Source organism: Sphingomonas sp. Leaf25 (assembly GCF_001421635.1).
Taxonomy (GTDB): Bacteria; Pseudomonadota; Alphaproteobacteria; order Sphingomonadales; family Sphingomonadaceae; genus Sphingomonas.
Genome location: NZ_LMKU01000012.1, coordinates 1 through 19,688 on the forward strand (window position 1 = coordinate 1; position 19,688 = coordinate 19,688).

The following is a 19,688-nucleotide window of genomic DNA, read 5'->3' on the forward strand; positions in this document are numbered from 1 at the left end:
TCATGGGCTTCGTACATCTCGCCTGCGCCACGATCTGGCTACGATAAATGCAGACGCGGCCTAATGGCGCGTTTGTTGCGAACGTATCGCAACAGTGGCGATCGGTGATCGTGAAGTCATCTGCGCGTGGTCAAGGAGCGGCCGGTACGCTACCCGGCCGCCGCACTGTAGGACAGCGCCGCTACTTGCCCGACCCCACCATGGCAGAATTGACATCGACCTGCCGCTTCTTGCCCCAGGTCGAGGTGCGCGACAGGGCGGGGCCTTCGAGCGCGGCGATCACCTGATCGGGGCGGGGGAGCGCGGTCATCGGCGGGTAGCTGGTCGTGGCCCCCAGATCGTCGAGCGATACCGACCAGCGTGGCGGAGCCTTTTCGTCGAGCAGCACGCCCATCGCGTCGGGTGCGACGCTGGCCCCGCGTCCCGAATCGGTGAACGCCAGCAGATAGGCGTCGGTCGCGGCATTGGCGCGGTAGACGCCGCCGACGCGCGCCGGGGCCGGATCGCGGCACCACAGCACCGACGTGACGGCGGGTTCGGGCGTCGCCTTGGCCAGCAGCGAGGCGAACAGCCCGCCGGTGATCGCCGCCGATGTCAGCGCCTGTTCGTCGCGGACCGGCTGCGCGGTGGTGGGGAAGGTGAGCGGCGTGGCGCAATCGGCGATCGGCTGCGCGACCGGGCCGGTCGCGATATTCTTCGGCCAGTCGAGCGCGGCCAGCACGGCGGGCATCCGCGCGGCGACACCCGCGCCGTCGAGGGTGGACGAGCTGTAGCGCACCTTCACCAGCCATTCGCCGAGCGGCAGCAGCGCCAGCGCCGTGCCGCGATAGGGCGGCTTGGTGATGCTCCATGCGCCGATCAGGCCGCTGGGCGTGGCCTGTCCCGGCGGAGTGAAGGCGGTGGCGACCATCGCCGGAGTGACGGTGCCGAACAGGTCGGCGCGCGTTTCGATCGAATGGCGGGCGCGGTCGAACCATACCGGCACTGCGCCGCTGACCTGGCGATAGACATAGACGGTAATCATGTCGTTGCCCCGTTCGTAGCGGGCATAGACGTCGAGTTCATCCGCGCCGAGCGCCTCGACGCTGGTGCGGGGAATGCCGTCGAGGACGGCGGGAACGGCGAGGCGGCTGTGGCGGAAGCGATAGGGCTTGGTCGCCGAGGTGCGGATGATGGTCTTGCCCATCTGCTGCGCGGTCGCCGGCAGGGTGGTGGCGAGCATCGCGCCGAGTGCGGCCGTGAGCAGGCCCGTCGTCGTTCGCATCGCATTCCCCCCTTTGGTGCGCCGTTTGGCCGGGCGCTGTCGGCGTGTTTTGCGTGATTCGATGTACTATGTCTGATCGAGATTCATTTCCGTACCGTCACCCCGGACGTGTTCCGGGGTCTACGGTGCGGCAATCGATGTGGTCCGAGTCTTGAGCGGCAGCGTGTGCGGCCGAGTGGACCCCGGAACAGGTCCGGGGTGGACGAAGCGGATAGCGCGTCCGACCTGAAACGCCGGATCATGCGCCGTTCCGGGCGGAGTGCCGATCGGCATTTGTCGTTGATTCATCGTGCCCAAAGCGTCGCCCCAGCGGAGGCTGGAGCCTGCCGCCGCTCCTGCTGTGTGCTACCACGGGGAGATTCCAGCCTTCGCTGGGATGACGCGTGGTTCAAGGCGGATGGACCAACCACTAGCGGCGCGGCGTGGCGGGCATGTCGAACGGGCGGACCGGTTGCCCCGGGCGGAGCAGGAACGCGCGTGCCGGGCCGGGGATCATGACGACCAGCGGCCGTCGGTATGCCTCCACCGCGAAGCTGTGCGTTTCGTTGGGCAGCGGCGCGGTGAGCGTCGAGGCGATGGCCAGCGCCTCACGGATGCCGGGCGGCGGGGGTGGCAGCGTCATGCAGCCTTTGGAAAAGGCGTAGGGGGTGCCGGGCGTGCCGTCGACGGCGACATCGACACGGTAGTGGCCACCAATCGGCATCTCGCCCGCCTTCATCTGCGGCGACAGGAAATAGACCGAAGTCGGACCCGTCGCGGTCGGCGGCGGGACGACGACCGTGTTGAACGATGACCCGCACGGACCGATGCCGGCCGCGCCAATCGCCCTCGCCGCTGCGTTGCGCGCCGCGATCAGGCGCAGCCGGTCGGGCGACAGGATGGCCGCGTCGCCCGACAGCATCGTGGCATTGACGAGTTTGCCGCCGACCAGCCGCGCCGAATAGAGCGCCCGCTGCGGGTTCGAGCGGTCGTGGAACACGACGGTCGGTTCGCTCGCCGGGCCGTCGACGATCCAGCCGCCCAACTGATCGCGCCGCTGGCCGAGACGGGGCAACGCATCGTCGGTGCCGAGCCATGCCGCGCGGTCATAGGCGGCTATCAATCGCCCGCGTGCCGTGATCCGGTCGAGTTCGGCCTGTTCGGCGGCGGTGGGGGCGGGAGCAGGTGCCGGTGTCGTCTGGGCAGCGGCGGGCAGCGCGGCACAGGCCGCGAGCAGAAGCAGGAAGCGTCGCATCAGGTCCCCCCTTCGACGCGGCCCCCAATGCAAAGGAGGTCCGCCGTCGCCGGCGAACCTCCCGCAAAAAACGCACGCTGTCGAGACGGTTTACGCCGCCAGCGCCGCCTTCAGTTCGTCGACCAGGTCGGTCTTTTCCCACGGGAACAGGTCGCCTTCGGGCTTGCGGCCGAAATGGCCATAAGCGGCGGTGGCGCGATAGATCGGCTTGTTGAGGCCGAGTGCCATGCGGATGCCGCGCGGGGTCAGGCCGCCCAGCTTCTCGATCTTGGCGATCGCGGTTTCGATCGCGGCGTCGTCGGCGGTGCCGGTGCCGTGGGTGTCGACATAGAGCGACAGCGGCTTCGACACGCCGATCGCATAGGCAAGCTGGATCGTGCAGCGCTTGGCGAGGCCGGCGGCGACGATGTTCTTCGCCAGATAGCGGGTGATGTACGCCGCCGAGCGATCGACCTTGGTCGGGTCCTTGCCGCTGAACGCGCCGCCGCCGTGCGGGGCGGCACCGCCGTAGGTGTCGACGATGATCTTGCGGCCGGTCAGCCCGGCGTCGCCGTCGGGGCCACCGATCTCGAACGAACCGGTCGGGTTGATGTGATATTCGGTCGCGTCCGACAGCAGGTCGGCGGGCAGCACGTCGGCGATGACCGACTTCACATAGGCGTGGAGTTCGGCCTCCTTGTCGCCCTCGTCATAGCCCGGCGCATGCTGGGTCGACACGACGATCGCGGTGGCGGCGACCGGCTTGCCGTTTTCGAAGCGCAGCGTGACCTGGCTCTTGGCGTCGGGTTCGAGGAACGGCGCGGTGCGCGCGTGCCGATCGGCCGCCATCTTCGCGAGGATCTTGTGACTGTAGTCGAGCGTGGCCGGCATCAGGTCGGGCGTCTCGTCGCAGGCGAAGCCGAACATGATGCCCTGATCGCCGGCGCCTTCGTCCTTGTTGCCCGATGCGTCGACGCCCTGCGCGATATGCGCCGACTGTGCATGCAGGTTGTTTTCGAAGCGGAAAGTCTCCCAGTGGAAGCCCGACTGTTCATAGCCGATCGTCTTCACCGTCTCACGAACGGCGGCCTCGATCTCGGCCTGCGCGCCGTCGGCCCACTGGCCGTTCTCGAACACGCCCTTGCAGCGGATTTCCCCGGCCAGCACGACGAGCTGGGTGGTGGTCAGCGTTTCGCAGGCGATGCGCGCTTCAGGGTCTTTCGACAGGAACAGATCGACGATCGAATCGGAAATCTGGTCGGCGACCTTGTCGGGATGGCCTTCGGATACCGATTCCGAGGTGAAGAGATAATTGGAACGCATGGACTTCCTCTGGTTAGAGCGAAAGCGCGCGGCCGTTGCCATGCCGCATATAAAGCTTTCCTTATGTCCATGGCCCTAGCGCGCGGCGCGGCGGATGGCAATCGCGAGGCCGCTAAGCAAAACTATCATCGCCAGCGCCAGCCAGTTGCCCAGCCGCGCGAACAAGGTCGGGGGGTGCGGGGCGGGAATCGGAACCTCGATCGCGTCGGCGCGGCGCATGGGGATGGTTGCTACCAGCGCGCCCGATGCGTCGATCACCGCCGAAATGCCGTTGGTCGTGGAGCGCAACACCGGCAATCCTTCCTCGACGGCGCGCAGCCGCGCCTGTGCCAGATGTTGCGGTGGCCCCCAACTGCCGTACCATGAATCGACGGACGGATTGACGATGAAGCGTGGCCGGTGCGTCGGGTCGACGACCTGCCCGGAAAAGATGATCTCGTAGCAGACCTGCATCCCCGCATCGCCGAAACCGGGAACCGCGATCGTCGCTGGGCCGGGGCCGGGGCGGAAATCGACATCCCCCATCACCAGCCGCGACAGGCCGAGCGGCTGGAGGATCGAGCGCAACGGCAGATATTCCCCGCCCGGCACCAGATGGGCCTTGTCGTACCGGCCGATGATGCGGGCATCGGCGGTGATGGCGAACACCGAATTGCCGGCCCCTTCGATCCGGCGCTGGCGATCGAAGAACAGGGCGGTTCCGCCGACCAACGCGACGTCGCGCGGCCCCAGCGTCTCGGCAATGCGCGTGCGCAGCAGGAACGGGGACTGCGGATACCATTCGGGGGGATAGCCATCCTCCAACGGCGGGTTGACCGCACCTTCCGGCCAGATCACCAGCCGGGGAACCGGCCCTGGCCGCCCTGACAGCGCGACCAGCGTATCGAATACCCGATCGTCATACCCCGGCTGGTTCTGGTCCTCCTTGCCCGCATTGGGCTGGACCACGCGCACGCGCGGCGCGTCGGACGATACGGCCGGGGTGGCGGGGCGTTCCATCCATGCGAACCCGGCCATCAGCACGGCAAGCCCAACCAGCACGGCGTAGCGTACGCGCGACCGGGGCAGCAGGATCGCGGCGCTGGCGACGATGGTCAGTCCCGACAGCGCGTAGGTGCCGGTGAAGGCGGCAAGATGGCGCAGCGGGGTCGGGACCCAGATCGCGCCGACCGGGTTCCATGGATAGCCCGTCATCACCACCGCGCGGAGGTATTCGGTGGCGATCCAGCCCGCGCCGGCGATCAGGACAAAGCCGAGGTCGGGGCGCTCGCCGCGCCGCCCCAGCCGCCATGCGAGGCCGCCGGCGAGCATCGGATAGACCGCGAGGTAGAGCGCGAGGCCGACGACCGCGACATAGCCAAGCGCGGGGGGCATCCGGTCCTGAAAGTCGAAGGCGTGCTGAATCCAGTTGTTGCCGATGGTGAAATGGCCGACGCCGAACAGCCACGACCGCCACAGCGCGGTCCTGAGGCTCGGCGCGCGATGGACCAGCCACAGCCACAGCGCGAACGCGGCCAGCGTCACCGGCCACCATTCGAGCGGCGCGAAGCCAAGGGCCGAAGTCAGGCCGGCGAGGAGAGCGAGGAGCGCAGACACGCGCGGCATATCCGCCGTGGGGCGGGCGGGTGCAAGGGGGAGTTGTTCCCGGCCCTCGTCACCCCGGACTCGTTCCGGGGTCCACGGCTCCGTCGGCAATGTCGTTCGTCCCGTACCGTGCCGCCTGCCGCACGGTGGACCCCGGAACAGGTCCGGGGTGACGAACATGGGTTATTTTGGCCGCCGTCGCGCGGTATCAGTACCGGCATGACCGCCTATGCCTGGCTCGCCGTCGCGATCGTCGCCGAAGTGATCGCTACCTCGATGATGCGCTCGACGCAGGGATTCACCCGCCTCGTCCCCTCGATCGTAACCGTCGTCGGCTATGCCGTCGCCTTTTATTGCCTGTCGCTGGCGCTGCGCACGATGCCGACCGGGATCGCCTATGCGATCTGGTCCGGCGTCGGCATCGTGCTGGTCGCCGGAATCGCGTGGGGGTGGCAGGGGCAGCGGCTGGACGGGGCGGCGCTCACCGGCATGGCACTCATCATCGCCGGGGTGATCGTGATGAACCTGTTTTCGCGTAGCGTGGCGCACTAACTGGGGAATATCACCGTACAGGAGCGTTCATGACACAGCCGGTCGAAGTCGACATTCCCCACAAGCTGGGCCGCGCAGGGGTGCGGACGCGAATCGATGGCGGCATCGACAAGCTGGCGGGCATGATCCCCGGCGGCACGATGCACGACAAACGGTGGGAGGGGGATACGCTCCACTTCACCGTCAGCGCGATGGGACAGAGCGTGCAGGCGCGCTGCGACCTGCACGACACGCATGTTCATGCGGTGCTCGACCTGCCGCCGATGCTGGCACTGTTCGCCGCGAAGATTCGGGAGAAACTGGGGCGCGATGGGCCGGCACTTCTCAAGTAACGTTCGTCATTCCGGCGAAGGCCGGAATCCATTGTGTCGGGTGCTGGCGACTCTATCGCTGCCGTCACCCATCCATGGATTCCGGCCTTCGCCGGAATGACGGAGGGAGGGCCTCAGCGCGCCGCCCGTGGCTGGCTGACGCGCCAGACCACGTTGCCGACGTCGTCGGCCACCAGCATCGCGCCGGTGCGGTCGGCGATGACACCGACCGGACGGCCGTGGACCTGCTTGCCGTCGGCGGTCAGGAAGCCGGTGAGCAGATCGACCGGGCGGCTGTTCGGCAGCGGAAAGCCGTTGGTGCCGAACGGCACATAGACCACCTTGTAGCCCGACGGCGGCACTCGGTTCCACGATCCGTGCAGGCCGACCACCGCGCCATTGCCGAAGCGATCGCCCAGCCGCATCGCATCGGTGAAGGCGAGGCCCAGGGGCGCGACATGCGCGCCCAGCGCATAATCGGGGCGGACGACATATTCGCGCAGATCGGGCCGCTGCGGCTGGACGCGATCGTCGATGTAGCCGCCCCAATAATGCCACGGCCAGCCATAGTTGCCGCCGAATTCCACCTTCGTCAGATAATCGGGCGGCATGTCCGATCCGATCATGTCGCGTTCGTTGACCACCGCCCACAATTCCTTGCTGCGCGGCTCGAATGCCATGCCGTTGGCGTTGCGCAGGCCTGTGGCATAGATGCGGAAGCTTTTGGTTTCGGGGTTCACCTGCCAGATCGCGGCGCGGTTCTTCTCCACGTCGAGGCCGTTTTCGGCGATGTTCGAGGCGGAGCCGACGCTGACGTAGAGCGACTTGCCGTCGGGGGCCGCCACGACGTTGCGCGCCCAGTGGTTGCCGCCGCCGGGCAGCGCGATGATCTTCTCCGCCGCGGCGGTGATCTTGGTCTGGCCGACGCGGAAGGGATAGCGCACCAGCGCGTCGGTGTTGGCGACGTAGAGCCAGTCGCCGACCACCGCCATGCCGAACGGCGAGTTCAGCCCGGTCAGCAGCGCGCTGCGACTCTCCGTCACGCCGTCGCCGTTCACGTCGCGCAACAGGGTGATGCGATTGGCCGACGGGGTGCCCGCCCCGGCGCGGTCCATGAACCGCTTCATGAACCAGCCGGTGATGCCGCCGCCTTCGCGCGGCGGGCTGTTGCTTTCCGCCACCAGCACGTCGCCGTTGGCGAGGGCATAGAGCCAGCGCGGATGGTCGAGTCCCTTGGCGAATGGCTGTACCTGCAAGCCGGCGGCTGCGGTCGGCGTCTGGCCATCGGCCCAGCCGATCGGTTCGGCGACACGGACCGTCGGGATACGCTGCGGCCGTGCCTGCGAGAGTTGCGGGGTCCGGCCGGTCACCGCCTGCTCGCTGAAGCGCGCCCGGTCGGGCCGCGTCAGATAGAACGCCAGCAGCGCGAGCAGCACGATGACGATGATGGTCAGGCGGATGACGTGTTTGCGCATGACGCCTGAATAGGCGGGCGGCGGGGCGGGGGGAAGCGGTGTCCGGGGGGTGGGGGTGAATTTTCGTGGGGGAGGCTCAGGTTGATTCACCTGCCTTGAAGCGAGCGTCATCCCAGCGAAGGCTGAGATCTCCCGGGGCTGATGCGCGACAAGCGCCGCTTGAGGCCCCGGCCTTCGCCGGGGCGACGCTTGTTGCGAGGTGGAACAGGTAGGTCCACGACGGAACGGCAGCACTCGCCCCGAACCGACCCACCCCCGGCTCCTCTCTTGTCAGGGAGGTGAGGAGGTTGCCCTATTCGTCCTCGGTCGACACCGGTGGATGGAGGCGCAGGCGCAGCACGCGGCGGGTGTCGGCGGCGACGATCTCGATCTTCCAGCCCGAGGGGTGGTCGAGGCAGGTCCCTTCCTTGGGCACTTCGCCCGCGAGTACGAAGGCGAGGCCGCCCAGCGTCTCGACATCCTCGTCGACTTCGCCCAGCCGCGGATCGATCAGTTCGGCGGCGTCCTCCAGCTCGGCGCGGGCATCCGCCTCCCATGCGCCGCCGTCCAAGGGCACGAACAGGTCGGTCGGGGCCTCGTCATGCTCGTCCTCGATCGCGCCGACGATTTCCTCGACCAGATCCTCGATGGTGATGAGGCCATCGGTGCCCGAATATTCGTCGAGCACGATCGCCAAGTGGGTGCGGCTGGCCTGCATCTGCGCCAAGAGGTCGAGCGTGCCCATCGACTGCGGTACGTAGAGCGGCTGGCGCAGCAGGCTGATTGCGGTCGGGGGGTGTTCCTCGCCCTTGGCGAGAATCGCGAAGACGTCCTTCACATGGACCATGCCGACGACGGTATCGAGCTTTTCGCGGTACACCGGGAGGCGGCTGTGCCCCGCTTCGGCGAAGATCTTCACCACGTCGGCGAAGGGGGTGTTCTCCTCCAGCGCGACGATGTCGGCGCGCGGCACGCCCATGTCGCCGGCGTCGCGTTCGCCGAAATGGAGGATGTTGCGCAGCATCTTGCGCTCGATCGGCGACAGGTCCCCCTTTACCTGCGCGTCATGTTCCTCCTCGTGCGCGGCGATCACTTCCTCGATCCGTTCGCGCAGCGTTTCGCTGGCCTCGGTTCCGAAGATCAGCGAGCGCAGGCCGCGCCATATGCCCCCTTCGCCGCTGCTACTGTCGCCGGGCGTGGTGCTGGTCGAAACGTCGGCCATGATGGTCGTGTCAGTCCTCTGTAACGGGATAGGGATCGTGCAGGCCGAGTTCGGCGAGCGTCGAACGCTCGATCGCCTCCATGGCTTCCGCCTCGGCATCATTCTGGTGATCGTGACCTAGCAAATGCAGGCAGCCATGGACAATGAGGTGCGTGGCATGATCGGCGACCGAAATGCCGCGTTCCGCCGCTTCGGCGGCGCACACGCCGTGGGCGAGGACGATGTCGCCCAGCAGCACCTCGCCGTCGTCGCTGTTCTGCGTGACGGTGTCGAGCAGGTCGCTCTGAATCATCGGGAACGACAGGACATTGGTCGGCTTGTCCTTCTGGCGATATTGCCGGTTGAGCGTCTGCACCTCGTCATCGCTGGTCAGCCGCACCGCGACCTCGATCAGCGCCGGATCGGTCAGCCAGCCGCCCTGCGGCGTGCGGCCGATCAGCGCGGTCGCGGCACGGGTGGCGAGCGCCTCCCAGTCGGTGTCCTGCGGCCAGTCCGCCTCGGCCTGAACGGCGATGTCGATCATGAAAGGTCGGTCCTTGCGAAATCGTCGCCCTTGTACAGCAGGCGGGCGTCGTTGGTACGGGCGCAGGCATAGGCGAAGCAATCGCCCATGTTGAGTTTCGCGTCGTGGCGACCCTTGCCGTAGCGCGTGAACGCCTCGACGGCGATCAAGGATTCGGACGGGCCGATCGGGGTCAGCGCAATATCCATGTCGCGACAGAACAGCTCGACGAGCGCCAACGCTTCCGGTGGTTGGCATTTTCGACTGCGCGCGACCGCCATGGTCGTTTCCCATACCGCGATTGCCGAGGACAACAGATGTCCGTCATCCGCCATCCGGTCGATCAGCGATGCGGCATCCGGTTCGTCCGTCAGTATGGATACCAGCGCCGACGCATCTACAAAGAGGGTCAAACGTCCTCCTCGCCGCTCAGCCAGTCGTAAAACGCTTTATCCGCTTTCAGTCCCGTGGGTGGCGGCAAGGGATTCGCTGCACGCCATTTAGCCATCCGATCGCGAAAGGTGCGGCGTCGTTCTTCCGGAGACAATTGGGTTTCCAGCGCCGCCAGCCCACGGCGAACCACGTCTGTTTTACTGATACCAAGCTGCTCGGCCAAGCGAGCAGCATGTTCGGCAGTAGCCGGGTCCTTGATGTAAAGCGACGCCATCGCAACCTCCGAACGGGATATCCCGCAAGCTAGTGCGGGATATCCCCTGTATCAAGCGTCCTTGCCCTCATAGGCTTCGACGATGCGGCCGACGATCGGGTGGCGCACCACGTCGCCCGCGCCGAAGCGGGCGAAGGCGATGCCCTCGATCCCCTCCAGCCGGCGGGTGGCGTCGGCAAGGCCCGATGCCTGCACACCGCCGGGCAGATCGGTCTGGTTGGGATCGCCGCACACCACCATGCGGCTGTTCTGGCCGAAGCGGGTGAGGAACATCTTCATCTGCGCGGGCGTGGTGTTCTGCGCCTCGTCGAGGATGACGAAGGCGTCGGCGAGCGTCCGGCCGCGCATGAACGCGATCGGTGCGATCTCGATCTCGCCCGACAGGATGCGGCGTTCGACCTGTTCGGCGGGCAGGCAGTCGTTCAGCGCGTCGTAGAGCGGGCGGAGATAGGGGTCGACCTTCTCCTTCATGTCGCCGGGCAGGAAGCCCAGCTTCTCGCCCGCCTCGACCGCCGGGCGCGACAGGATGAGGCGCTGCACGCTGCCGGTGATGAGTTGCGCTACGGCCTGCGCGACGGCGATATAGGTCTTGCCGGTGCCCGCCGGCCCCAGCGCGAAGATGATGTCGTGGTCGAGCAACTGGCGCATGTAGCCCGCCTGCGCGATGGTGCGCGGCACGATCGTCTTCTTGCGCGTGCGGATCATGATCGAGGGCGCGCCCTCGCCATTTTCCGCGCGGAAGATGCCGTCGAGTGCCGGTTGCGACGACATGGCAATCACCGCGTCGATCAGGCCGGGGTCGATGGCCTCGCCGCGCAGCAGGCGGCGGTGCAGTTCGTTCAGCACCTCGCGGGCGTGGGCGACGGCTTCGGCCGACCCCTCGATACCGACGCGGTCGCCGCGCGCGGTGATATAGACGCCCAGCCGTTCCTCCAGCGCGAGCAGGTTTGCGTCGAACTCGCCGAACAGGCGGGGGAGGAGTTGCGGCTTGTCGAAGGTGACTTCGGCGCGGGCACGTTGGCCGGCCTGGGCGGGGACGGGCTTGCGGCTCATGCGATCCTTTCGGGTACGGGAACGGGATGGCGCGCGGGGCCGGTCGGGACGGAGGCGGCGGGGCGCGGCGGCATCATGCGTGAAGGTGGCAGATGGCGCGGGCCGGGGGAAGGGGTGTTTTCGGTGTTTGTTCGCGCGACGGGTACGAAGAAGGAGGAAGCTTTGGTTCGCGCGGAGGCGCGGAGAAGAAGGAGTTTTCGCGCAGAGGGCGCTGAGGACGCAGAGAGGGACCGCTTGCCGCGCCAGCGGCGCTCCATTCTCGGCCGCAGCAGGGCAAGAAGCTTCGCCGGAGGATCGGACCGGTCCTGTTCTCCAACCCCTCCGCGTCCTCTGCGCCTCTGCGCGAAAACGCCTTATACTTCTTCTCCGCGTCTCCGCGCCTCCGCGTGAACCAAAGCTTCTTCTCAGCTTCGACCCGAAACGCGGACCGTTACTTCAACGTCGCCATGTCGATGACGAAGCGGTATTTCACGTCGCTCTTCTGCATCCGGTCGTAACCCGTCTCGATCTCGTCCATCGCGATCGTCTCGATGTCCGCCGTCAGGCCGTGCTGGTGGCAGAAATCGAGCATTTCCTGCGTCTCGGCAATGCCGCCGATCAGCGATCCGGCGAGCGAGCGGCGGCCGAAGACCAGCGTGCCGACCGAGGGCGAGGGATGCGGCGTCTCCGGCACGCCGACCAGCGTCATCGTGCCGTCGCGCTTGAGCAGGCCCAGAAACTGGTCGAGGTTGTGGGCGGCAGCGACGGTGTTGAGGATGAAGTCGAAGCTGCCGGCATGTTCGGCCATCGAGTCTTCGTCCTTCGACACGATCAGATCCTTCGCGCCCAGCCGGATCGCGTCGTCGCGCTTGTTCGGCGAGGTCGAGAAGACATAGACGTCGGCGCCCATCGCCGCCGCAATCTTGACGCCCATGTGGCCGAGACCGCCCAAGCCGACGATACCGACCTTCTGACCCGGCCCGACGCCCCAGTGCTTGAGCGGCGAATAGGTGGTGATGCCCGCGCACAGCAACGGGGCGACGGCGGCGAGGTCCTTCTCGTCGTGGCGGACGTTCAGCACGAAATCCTGATCGACGACGATATGGTCCGAATAGCCGCCGAAGGTGTGGCCGCCCAGCACCGGATCGGGGCCGTTGTAGGTGCCGACGAAGCCGGTGCCGGTGCAATATTGCTCCTCGCCCTCATGGCACGACGGGCATTCGCCGCAGCTATCGACCATGCAGCCGACGCCGACGGTATCGCCCGCCTTGAACTTGGTTACGTCGCTGCCGACGGCGGTCACGGTGCCGACGATCTCGTGGCCCGGAACGCAGGGGTAGAGCGTGCCCGGCCATTCACCGCGTGCGGTGTGCAGGTCGCTGTGGCAGACGCCACAGTAGCGGATGTCGATTGCGACGTCGGTGGCCTGCGGGTCACGGCGTTCGAACGAGAAGGGTGCAAGCTTCGCGTCGGCGCTCTGCGCGGCATAGCCTTGGGCGGGGGTCGTCATGGCGGGGAGCTTTCCGTGAAAGGGTAGGGGATTCCCCGCGTGCAATGCCGCACGACAGTTTTGGTTGCTGATATATTATATCGCGATATGGATTTTTCGGACCGGGCGGGGACTGGTTGCGCCAAACGACACCTCCGTCACCCCGGACTTGTTCCGGGGTCCACCGTGCGGCAGGCGCTTCCGCTCGATGAACGGGTGCTGCGGGTGCGGTGAGGTGGACCCCGGAACAAGTCCGGGGTGACGATGGTGGGATTACGCCAGCGAACGTTCGCCGTGTTCGAGCATCGCGGGGATGACGAGATCCTCCTCGTCCGCCAGATGGCGGTGCAGCAGCCCCAGCAACGCATCGGTCCGCGCGGCATAGTCCGCCGCCGCGCGATCGGGCGCGCCCGATCCGCCGAGCGCGGCGAGGAGCGTGCGCGCGGCGTCGGCATTGGCGACCAGCGCGGCGTGGATCGTGTGATGATCGCCGTCGAGCAGGTCGAAGCCTGCCGCCATGCGCGGATCGAGCGCGCGGAACTTGGGGAAATAGGCGTGATCCTCGATCCGGTGATGCGCATCGAGGTGTTGCAGGAAGCGGTTCAGTTCGGGGACGAAGCGCCGCTGGAATCCTGCCGGATCGAGCCGGCCGCCGAGCAGCGCCTTGACCGTGGTATCGATCGCCGCCGCCTCGGCGCGGAGACTCGCGTGGACGTGGAGCCAGAAATCGGCGAGCTGGCCGAAATTCGTGTGGCCGCGCCAGCCGGGCTGCGGATGCGCCGCGCGCAGATAGGCGAGGTCGTCGCCGATGCTGCTGCGCTTGCCCAGCGTCAGGTCGCTCACGCCGCCGCCCGCATCCGCTCCACGCCCGACAGCGAGACGGGGCCGGCACCGACGACCTCGACCTCGACCATGTCGCCGACCTTCGCATCGGTCATGAAGTGGACCGATTGCAGCCACGGCGACTTGCCAAGCATCTGTCCGGCCTGTCGACCCTGGCGTTCGACCAGCACCTGGCAGGTGCGGCCAACCGTGGCGTCGTTGAACGCCTTCTGGTCGCGCAGCAGCGCCGCCTGCAACCGTTGCAGCCGTTCGTCCATCACCGCCAGCGGAACGTCGCCGCCCATGTCGGCTGCGGGGGTGCCGGGGCGCGGACTGTATTTGAAGCTGAACGCCTGCGCATAGCCGACCGCGTCGACCAGCTTGAGCGTCTCCTCGAACTCGGCATCGGTTTCGCCGGGGAAGCCGACGATGAAATCGCCCGACAGCGCGATGTCGGGGCGCACCGCGCGCACCCGGTCGAGGATGCGCAGATAGCTGTCGCTGGTGTGGCTGCGGTTCATGGCTTTCAGCACGCGGTCGCTGCCCGCCTGCACCGGCAGGTGGAGGAACGGCATCAGTTTCTCGACATCGCCGTGCGCGTCGATCAGCCCCTGCGTCATGTCGTTTGGGTGGCTGGTGGTATAGCGGATGCGCTCCAGCGCCGGGATCCGGTCGAGGTCGCGGATCAGCGCGTCCAGCCCGCGCCCGTCGGCATCGGCCCAGGCGTTGACGTTCTGCCCGAGCAGCGTGATCTCGCGCGCGCCGGCGTCGACCAGCGCCTTCGCCTCGTCGAGCACGCGCGCGTACGGCCGGCTGATCTCGGCGCCGCGAGTGTAGGGCACCACGCAATAGGTGCAGAATTTATCGCAGCCTTCCTGCACGGTCAGGAACGCGCTCGGCCCCACGCGGCGGCGCGCGGGCAGGTGGGCGAACTTGGATTCGACCGGCATGTCGGTGTCGAGCTGCGCAGTGCCCGCCGCCGCCTGCGCGACCAGTTTCGGCAGGTTGTGATACGCCTGCGGGCCGACCACCACGTCCACCTTGGCGCGGCGGACGATCTCCGCGCCTTCGGCCTGCGCCACGCAGCCGGCGATCGCGATCATCGGATCGGACCCGTGTTTGCGGATACGGCCGATGTCCGAATAGACCTTTTCGGTCGCCCGTTCGCGGATGTGGCAGGTGTTGAGCACGACGAGGTCGGCGGCGTGTGGATCGTCGGTCGGGGTCATGCCCTCGGCGCTCATCAACTCGGCCATGCGCTCGCCGTCGTAGACGTTCATCTGGCAGCCGAACGACTTGACGTGGAAGGTCTTGGGGGTGGTGGTCATCCGGCGGCCTGTACCGGATTTGGGTGGTTTCGAGAAGATTGGTTCATGCGACGGCGCGGACGGGCGAAGAAGGTTGGTTCACGCGGAGGCGCGGAGGAAGAGGCAGAAGGTTTTTTCACGCGAAGGCGCGAAGGCGCGGAGGGTAGAAGAAGGGATTGGTTCGCGCAGAGGCGCGGAGGCGCAGAGAGCATGTAAAGCAGGAGGTGTCAGCCTGTCCGGCGAAGCCTTGTCTCATGCTGCGGCCGGGACTGGAGTGCCGCCGGCGCGGCGAGCGCACTTTCTCCGCGCCTCCGCGCCTCCGCGCGAACCAAAACTTCCTTCTTCGCGGCCTTCGCGCCTTCGCGTGAAGATCGATCTTCTTCTGCGATTCAGCCGGAGCCTCGAGCGGTTCCTATCGCGCGCTGTCACCGGCAGATCCCAGCCTTCGCTGAGATGACGTGCGGTGAAACGGGACTGGATCAGGCCTAGGCGGGATCGACATTCAACTATTCCGGTGCAGTTCGTAGTCGAAAACACCGCCCTCCTTCGTCACCCCGGAACCAGTCCGGGGTGACGGAAATGGTCTTTGCTGGCGTCACGGCCGACGGAATGTCGATCCGCCCTAGACGTCCCGCTCGGCCATCACTTCGGCGATCAGGTCCTTGCGGCTCAGCTTGCCGATCATCGTCTTGGGCAGGGTGAGGCGGACGACGACCTCGTCGACGCGCTCGTGCTTGCCCAGTTGCGGGTTGAGCCATGCTTTCAGCGCTTCGCCGTCGACCCCGGCATCGTCGGTCAGCGTGACATAGGCGTGCGGGCTTTCGCCGCGATACTCGCTGGGCAGGCCGATCACCAGCGCCTCGCGCACCGCCGGGTGGTGATAGAGCACGCGCTCGATCTCGCTCGGGAACACCTTGAACCCGCCGACCGCGATCATGTCCTTCAACCGGTCGACGATGCGGATGAAGCCGTCCTCGTCGATCGTGCCGACATCGCCGGTGCGCAGCCAGCGCGTGTCGTCGGCGTCGTGACAAAAGGTCGTGTCGTCGGCTTGCGCGCGGTTCCAGTAGCCCGCCATGATCTGCGGCCCCGCCACCACGATCTCGCCCGGCTCGCCGTCCGGGGCGGGGCGGCTGGCATCCTCCTTGTCGACGAGGCGGACGCGGGTGCCGGCGATCGGCTGGCCGATGGTGCCGGGCTTCTGCACCCCGGCATAGGGGTTGCACGACACCACGCCCGAGCTTTCCGACAGGCCATAGCCCTCGACCAATGTCGCGCCGGTCGCCGCCTCGAACCGCGCCTTCAGTTCGGGGGGCAGCGGCGCCCCGCCCGAGATGCAGTGGGCGAGCGAGGAAAAATCGGTCTGCTTCAGGCGTGGATGGTCGAGCAGCGCGCGGTACATCGTCGGCACGCCGGGCAGCGCGGTCGCCTTCGTCCGGTCGATCGCCGCCAGCACCTGTCCGGCGTCGAAGCGCGGCAGCATCACGATCTCCCCGCCCGACAGCACGGTGCGGTTGAGGACGCAGGTATTGGCGAAGACATGGAAGAACGGCAGCACGCCGAGGATGCGGTCGACCGCCTGCCCGCGATCGGGATCGAGCCATGTCACCTGCCGCGCATTGGCCGCCAGATTGGCGTGGCTGAGCATCGCGCCCTTGGGACTGCCGGTGGTGCCGCCGGTGTACTGGATCAGCGCCAGATCGCGTTCCGGGTCGATCGCCGGCGTCGCGCAGCCGCCGTCGTTGGCGATCAGCGCGGAAAAGGCGGTGATGCGCGGATCGTGCGGCCGCGCCGTCACCTCGCCCGAGCGGAACCAGCGGTAGAACAGCGACTTGGCCGGCGGCAGCGCGCCGGCGACCGACCCCACCACCAGCCGTTCGAGGGCGCTGTCGTCGAGCACCCTGAGCGCGGTCGGCAACAGCGCCGACGCCGACAGGGTGAACAGCAGCTTCGTCCCCGAGTCGGCGACCTGCGCGGCCAGCTCCTGCGCGGTGTAGAGCGGCGAGAAGTTCACCACCGTCGCGCCCAGTTTCAATATGCCGTAATAGGCGGCGATGTAATGCGGCACGTTGGGCAGGAACAACCCGATGCGGTCGCCCGGCCCATAGCCCATCCGCGCGAGGCCGCACGCCACCCGGTCCGCGCCGTTCTTCGTTTCGGCATAGCTGTAATGCCGACCGAGGAAGTCGATCAGCGGTGCCGGCCCGCGTCTGGCGGCCGATTGCTCGAACAGGTCGACCATCGACATCGGCGGGATCGGGGTATCCCATGGCACGGGATGACCATAGCGGGCGGGCGGGGGGACGGCGCTGCTCATTGACATGAATGTTAGCAGTAGTTGCGAGTACCGCAAGCCGGGTTGCAGTTTGTGCAACCGCGAGATTTCACGCTGCGAGTGCGAGCGGGCGGGCGCGTTCGGTGCGGTCGCGCCCGGCCGCCTTGGCATGGAACAACGCCTGGTCGGCGAGACGGTAGAGCTTTTTCCAGTCGCCCTCGTTGGCGAGCGGGCCGTGGCACATGCCGATGCTGGTGGTGACGCGCAGGTCGAACGGCATGTTCTGCGCGCGGACGACCGAGAGGACCGCATCGGGATCGGGCATGGCGCGGGCCGGCCCCAGCATCGCGAATTCCTCGCCGCCCATCCGCGCCAGCAGCACGCCGTCCTGACGATGATCGCGCAGCACGCGGGCGAAGATGCGCAGCACCTCGTCGCCGCCGTCATGGCCGATGGTGTCGTTGACCTGTTTGAAATGATCGATGTCGAACAGCATCAGCGTGCGCGGGCCGTCCGCCACGATCGCCCGCGCCATGAACGCCCGGCGGTTGAGCAGTCCGGTCAACGGATCGGTATCGGCCAGTTCGCGGCTGATCGCTTCCTGTCGCACCGCCTCGTCGCGTTCGATGCTGAGCAGGCGGATGCGATAGGCGATGGCGAGGCTGGTGAGCAGCGCCTCCGCGCTCATCGCCAGCAGCGTGGAATTGTCGATCCAGAAATTCCACTCGATCAGGTTCAGATTATACAGGCCGCGCATCACCACCATGCCGATCGGCGATGCCCAGGTGAGCGAGAACAGCCAGAGGTAATTGCTGCGCCGTGCCCATGCCCGCCACAGGATCGGCAGCACCACCAGCGGCACGCCCATGAACATCACCGAATAGACCTGGTCGAGCAGCCGGATCGCGACGGGCGCGAACGCCATGAAGACGGCGCCGAGCGCAAAGAACGCGATCGCCGCGCCGTCGGTCGCCCGCCCGACCCAGCCGGTAAAGACGCGCGGTTCGAAGAAGCGGCGGCTGAACGCCAGTGCCGCCGCCGTCGCCCATGACAGCACGACATGGTTGAGCGCGATCCGGCTGTTGTTCGGCAGGTCGGGGACCAGCCATGCGAGCGCCCCCGACGACGACAGCGCATAGAGGTTCAGGCACAGCAGCATCGCGCAATAGGCGATCTGGAAATCATGGCGCAGCGCCTTCCACAGCGCGAGATTGTAGATCAGCAGCGCGGTACACAGCCCGACGAACCCGGCATAGAGGCCGGCGAGCAGCAGGTCCGACCGGATGCTGTCGGCATCGTCGCTGATCCGCGCGCCGACCACGATGCCGCGCAGGTTGGCCGCCCCGTCGATCCGCCACAACAGCCGCCGGATCGTGCCGGGCCGGTCGTCGAAGCGATGTTCGACCACCGCGCCGAGGCGGAGATGGTCGCTGACCCCCGATGCGTCGCTGGCGATCCCCTCGATCCGTCCGTCGTCGCGGATCGCATAGAGGGTGAGCGCGCGTTGCCACAGGCTGGCCTGGCGGACGCGCAGCGCGCCGTGATCGCCGGCGTGCCGCTGCACCGGCCCCGACAGGACCCAATAGTCGCCAGGTCCGAAGTATTGCTGCGGCGTCGTGCAGTCGAACCGGGCAGGTTCGGCGAGGATCGCGCGCACGCTGTCCCCCGGCTGTGCCGGGCGGACGCACAGCGCCACCGGATCGCCGATGATCCCCGCCTGCGCCGATGCCGGCGTGGCAGCGAATACTGCCAGCGCCAGCAACATGATCGCCCAAATGTGTCGAACCCGCGACTCCATCGCCCGATGATGCACCACAGCCGACAATTTTCGGTAAATGCGGGTTTTGCCGGAACCGCGCGGAAGCGCGAGTTTCGAGGCGGTGCCGGCCCGCTCCCCCACGGGTCCCAGCAAAGTAATACTTTGCTGGGCTACCCCCACCCGGCCACCCACAGCGTATCCTGAATGGGTCGCCGGGTGGGGGAGCGGGCCGGCACCGCAAAACATGGATTCAGCGCGGCGCGACGACGATCGAGCGCAGGCCGGCGGCGACCGCTTCCTGCGACAATGCCTGCATCGCGGCGGCGGGGGTGCCGATCGGCATCATCACCCGCGCGCTCGACCGGCCGTCGCCCAGCGCCTGCGGAAAGCTGGTCATCCGGGTCGGGCGGTGCGCGCCCTGTGCGCGGACGAAGGCCTCCACCGCCGCGCTGGGGCCAGCCACCGTCAGTTCCGGGCCGCCCGCCACCGGTGCCACGCCGCAGCCCGCCGTGGCGCACGCCAGCACCATGGCCGCCGCCATCGTCATCGATTTCCGCATCCTCATCCCCTTTGCCGGCCGTGTCGGTCACGGTCCGTTTGTCGGGGGCCAAGCTGACATGCGGTCAGCCGGTGCGCAACACCCTTATCCCAGCGCCTCGTCGAGCAGGCGGGCGAGGCGCAGGCCGCCCTTGCGGACCTGATCCTGCGCGATCGGCACCAGCCGGGCGATCGTCGCATCGTCGAGCTTCACCCGCCCCGCAGGCTTGGGCGCGCAGGCATCGCCGCCGAGCGCGGGGGCATAGGCATAGTCGCGGCTGACGGTCCAGCTATCGCGGCTCCAGTCCTCGACGCTGCCCGCCTGCACGGCCTCGCGCTCGGCCGGGGTATAGACGCGCAGGATCGACGGCGGGG

The 19,688-nt window shown here is 67.4% G+C and carries 18 protein-coding genes and 1 pseudogene; 2 read left to right on the forward strand and 17 right to left on the reverse strand.

Annotated features, from left to right (window positions below):
- Nucleotides 1–181: 181 nt before the first annotated feature.
- The 4 genes from ASE78_RS04655 to lnt form a co-directional block, all read right to left on the reverse strand.
- On the reverse strand, nucleotides 182–1,264 hold the full coding sequence (locus ASE78_RS04655) for a hypothetical protein (RefSeq protein ID WP_056493932.1): 1,083 nt from the start codon (nucleotides 1,262–1,264) through the stop codon (nucleotides 182–184).
- A gap of 409 nt (nucleotides 1,265–1,673) precedes the next feature.
- Nucleotides 1,674–2,498, reverse strand: a complete 825-nt coding sequence (locus ASE78_RS04660) for a hypothetical protein (RefSeq protein WP_056493935.1) — start codon at nucleotides 2,496–2,498, stop codon at nucleotides 1,674–1,676.
- A gap of 90 nt (nucleotides 2,499–2,588) precedes the next feature.
- Nucleotides 2,589–3,800, reverse strand: a complete 1,212-nt coding sequence (metK, locus tag ASE78_RS04665) for a methionine adenosyltransferase (protein ID WP_056493938.1) — start codon at nucleotides 3,798–3,800, stop codon at nucleotides 2,589–2,591.
- A 75-nt stretch (nucleotides 3,801–3,875) separates the two neighbouring features.
- Nucleotides 3,876–5,405, reverse strand: a complete 1,530-nt coding sequence (gene lnt, locus ASE78_RS04670; RefSeq protein WP_056493940.1) for an apolipoprotein N-acyltransferase — start codon at nucleotides 5,403–5,405, stop codon at nucleotides 3,876–3,878.
- Between the two features lie 198 nt (nucleotides 5,406–5,603).
- Here lnt and ASE78_RS04675 point away from each other — a divergent pair, with 198 nt between their 5' ends.
- Nucleotides 5,604–5,936: an SMR family transporter gene (locus tag ASE78_RS04675; RefSeq protein ID WP_056493942.1), complete on the forward strand. Its 333-nt coding sequence runs from the start codon at nucleotides 5,604–5,606 to the stop codon at nucleotides 5,934–5,936.
- A 29-nt stretch (nucleotides 5,937–5,965) separates the two neighbouring features.
- Complete coding sequence (locus ASE78_RS04680) at nucleotides 5,966–6,268, forward strand: polyhydroxyalkanoic acid system family protein (RefSeq protein ID WP_056493946.1); 303 nt, start codon at nucleotides 5,966–5,968, stop codon at nucleotides 6,266–6,268.
- A 113-nt stretch (nucleotides 6,269–6,381) separates the two neighbouring features.
- Here ASE78_RS04680 and ASE78_RS04685 read toward each other — a convergent pair whose 3' ends face one another.
- From ASE78_RS04685 to ASE78_RS19405, 13 genes and pseudogenes are all read right to left on the reverse strand, one after another.
- On the reverse strand, nucleotides 6,382–7,722 hold the full coding sequence (locus ASE78_RS04685; RefSeq protein ID WP_056493949.1) for a PQQ-dependent sugar dehydrogenase: 1,341 nt from the start codon (nucleotides 7,720–7,722) through the stop codon (nucleotides 6,382–6,384).
- A 292-nt stretch (nucleotides 7,723–8,014) separates the two neighbouring features.
- On the reverse strand, nucleotides 8,015–8,923 hold the full coding sequence (locus ASE78_RS04690) for a hemolysin family protein (RefSeq protein WP_055755586.1): 909 nt from the start codon (nucleotides 8,921–8,923) through the stop codon (nucleotides 8,015–8,017).
- A 10-nt stretch (nucleotides 8,924–8,933) separates the two neighbouring features.
- Nucleotides 8,934–9,446 carry an rRNA maturation RNase YbeY gene (ybeY, locus tag ASE78_RS04695; RefSeq protein ID WP_056493952.1) on the reverse strand — a complete coding sequence of 171 codons (513 nt, stop codon included), beginning with the start codon at nucleotides 9,444–9,446 and terminating at the stop codon, nucleotides 8,934–8,936.
- Nucleotides 9,443–9,838 carry a type II toxin-antitoxin system VapC family toxin gene (locus tag ASE78_RS04700; RefSeq protein ID WP_056493955.1) on the reverse strand — a complete coding sequence of 132 codons (396 nt, stop codon included), beginning with the start codon at nucleotides 9,836–9,838 and terminating at the stop codon, nucleotides 9,443–9,445. The genes ybeY and ASE78_RS04700 overlap by 4 nt, the downstream gene beginning before the upstream one ends.
- Nucleotides 9,835–10,092 carry a type II toxin-antitoxin system VapB family antitoxin gene (locus ASE78_RS18210; protein WP_082447935.1) on the reverse strand — a complete coding sequence of 86 codons (258 nt, stop codon included), beginning with the start codon at nucleotides 10,090–10,092 and terminating at the stop codon, nucleotides 9,835–9,837. Before ASE78_RS18210 ends, ASE78_RS04700 begins: the two co-directional genes overlap by 4 nt.
- Nucleotides 10,093–10,143: 51 nt before the next feature.
- Entirely contained in the window at nucleotides 10,144–11,145 is a 1,002-nt protein-coding gene (locus ASE78_RS04705; protein WP_056493958.1) for a PhoH family protein, read from the reverse strand.
- Between the two features lie 430 nt (nucleotides 11,146–11,575).
- Nucleotides 11,576–12,634 (reverse strand): NAD(P)-dependent alcohol dehydrogenase, encoded by a 1,059-nt coding sequence (locus ASE78_RS04710; protein WP_056493961.1) that lies wholly within the window; start codon nucleotides 12,632–12,634, stop codon nucleotides 11,576–11,578.
- Nucleotides 12,635–12,886: 252 nt separating this feature from the next.
- Entirely contained in the window at nucleotides 12,887–13,456 is a 570-nt protein-coding gene (locus ASE78_RS04715; RefSeq protein ID WP_056493963.1) for a hemerythrin domain-containing protein, read from the reverse strand.
- Complete coding sequence (miaB, locus tag ASE78_RS04720) at nucleotides 13,453–14,763, reverse strand: tRNA (N6-isopentenyl adenosine(37)-C2)-methylthiotransferase MiaB (RefSeq protein ID WP_082467016.1); 1,311 nt, start codon at nucleotides 14,761–14,763, stop codon at nucleotides 13,453–13,455. Before miaB ends, ASE78_RS04715 begins: the two co-directional genes overlap by 4 nt.
- A 601-nt stretch (nucleotides 14,764–15,364) precedes the next feature.
- The gene (locus ASE78_RS04725) at nucleotides 15,365–17,059 is read right to left on the reverse strand and encodes a long-chain-fatty-acid--CoA ligase (protein WP_056493966.1); all 1,695 of its coding nucleotides are present in this window, start codon (nucleotides 17,057–17,059) and stop codon (nucleotides 15,365–15,367) included.
- A 67-nt stretch (nucleotides 17,060–17,126) separates the two neighbouring features.
- Nucleotides 17,127–18,782, reverse strand: coding sequence for a sensor domain-containing diguanylate cyclase (locus ASE78_RS04730; protein WP_056493969.1), 1,656 nt, complete (start codon nucleotides 18,780–18,782; stop codon nucleotides 17,127–17,129).
- Nucleotides 18,783–19,026: 244 nt separating this feature from the next.
- Nucleotides 19,027–19,335: a hypothetical protein gene (locus ASE78_RS04735; protein WP_056493972.1), complete on the reverse strand. Its 309-nt coding sequence runs from the start codon at nucleotides 19,333–19,335 to the stop codon at nucleotides 19,027–19,029.
- Between the two features lie 84 nt (nucleotides 19,336–19,419).
- A pseudogene (locus tag ASE78_RS19405) lies at nucleotides 19,420–19,688 on the reverse strand (hypothetical protein); the annotation flags it as partial.

Coding starts and splice junctions, on each gene's coding strand:
- ASE78_RS04685 (WP_056493949.1), bottom strand. CDS start 7,722: ATGCGCAAACACGTCATCCGCCTGACCATCATCGTCATCGTGCTGCTC.
- ASE78_RS04730 (WP_056493969.1), bottom strand. CDS start 18,782: ATGTTGCTGGCGCTGGCAGTATTCGCTGCCACGCCGGCATCGGCGCAG.
- ASE78_RS04735 (WP_056493972.1), bottom strand. CDS start 19,335: ATGCGGAAATCGATGACGATGGCGGCGGCCATGGTGCTGGCGTGCGCC.
- ASE78_RS04680 (WP_056493946.1), top strand. CDS start 5,966: ATGACACAGCCGGTCGAAGTCGACATTCCCCACAAGCTGGGCCGCGCA.
- ASE78_RS04690 (WP_055755586.1), bottom strand. CDS start 8,923: ATGGCCGACGTTTCGACCAGCACCACGCCCGGCGACAGTAGCAGCGGC.
- metK (WP_056493938.1), bottom strand. CDS start 3,800: ATGCGTTCCAATTATCTCTTCACCTCGGAATCGGTATCCGAAGGCCAT.
- lnt (WP_056493940.1), bottom strand. CDS start 5,405: ATGCCGCGCGTGTCTGCGCTCCTCGCTCTCCTCGCCGGCCTGACTTCG.
- ASE78_RS18210 (WP_082447935.1), bottom strand. CDS start 10,092: ATGGCGTCGCTTTACATCAAGGACCCGGCTACTGCCGAACATGCTGCT.
- ASE78_RS04710 (WP_056493961.1), bottom strand. CDS start 12,634: ATGACGACCCCCGCCCAAGGCTATGCCGCGCAGAGCGCCGACGCGAAG.
- ASE78_RS04725 (WP_056493966.1), bottom strand. CDS start 17,059: ATGAGCAGCGCCGTCCCCCCGCCCGCCCGCTATGGTCATCCCGTGCCA.
- ASE78_RS04655 (WP_056493932.1), bottom strand. CDS start 1,264: ATGCGAACGACGACGGGCCTGCTCACGGCCGCACTCGGCGCGATGCTC.
- ASE78_RS04705 (WP_056493958.1), bottom strand. CDS start 11,145: ATGAGCCGCAAGCCCGTCCCCGCCCAGGCCGGCCAACGTGCCCGCGCC.
- ASE78_RS04660 (WP_056493935.1), bottom strand. CDS start 2,498: ATGCGACGCTTCCTGCTTCTGCTCGCGGCCTGTGCCGCGCTGCCCGCC.
- miaB (WP_082467016.1), bottom strand. CDS start 14,763: ATGACCACCACCCCCAAGACCTTCCACGTCAAGTCGTTCGGCTGCCAG.
- ybeY (WP_056493952.1), bottom strand. CDS start 9,446: ATGATCGACATCGCCGTTCAGGCCGAGGCGGACTGGCCGCAGGACACC.
- ASE78_RS04675 (WP_056493942.1), top strand. CDS start 5,604: ATGACCGCCTATGCCTGGCTCGCCGTCGCGATCGTCGCCGAAGTGATC.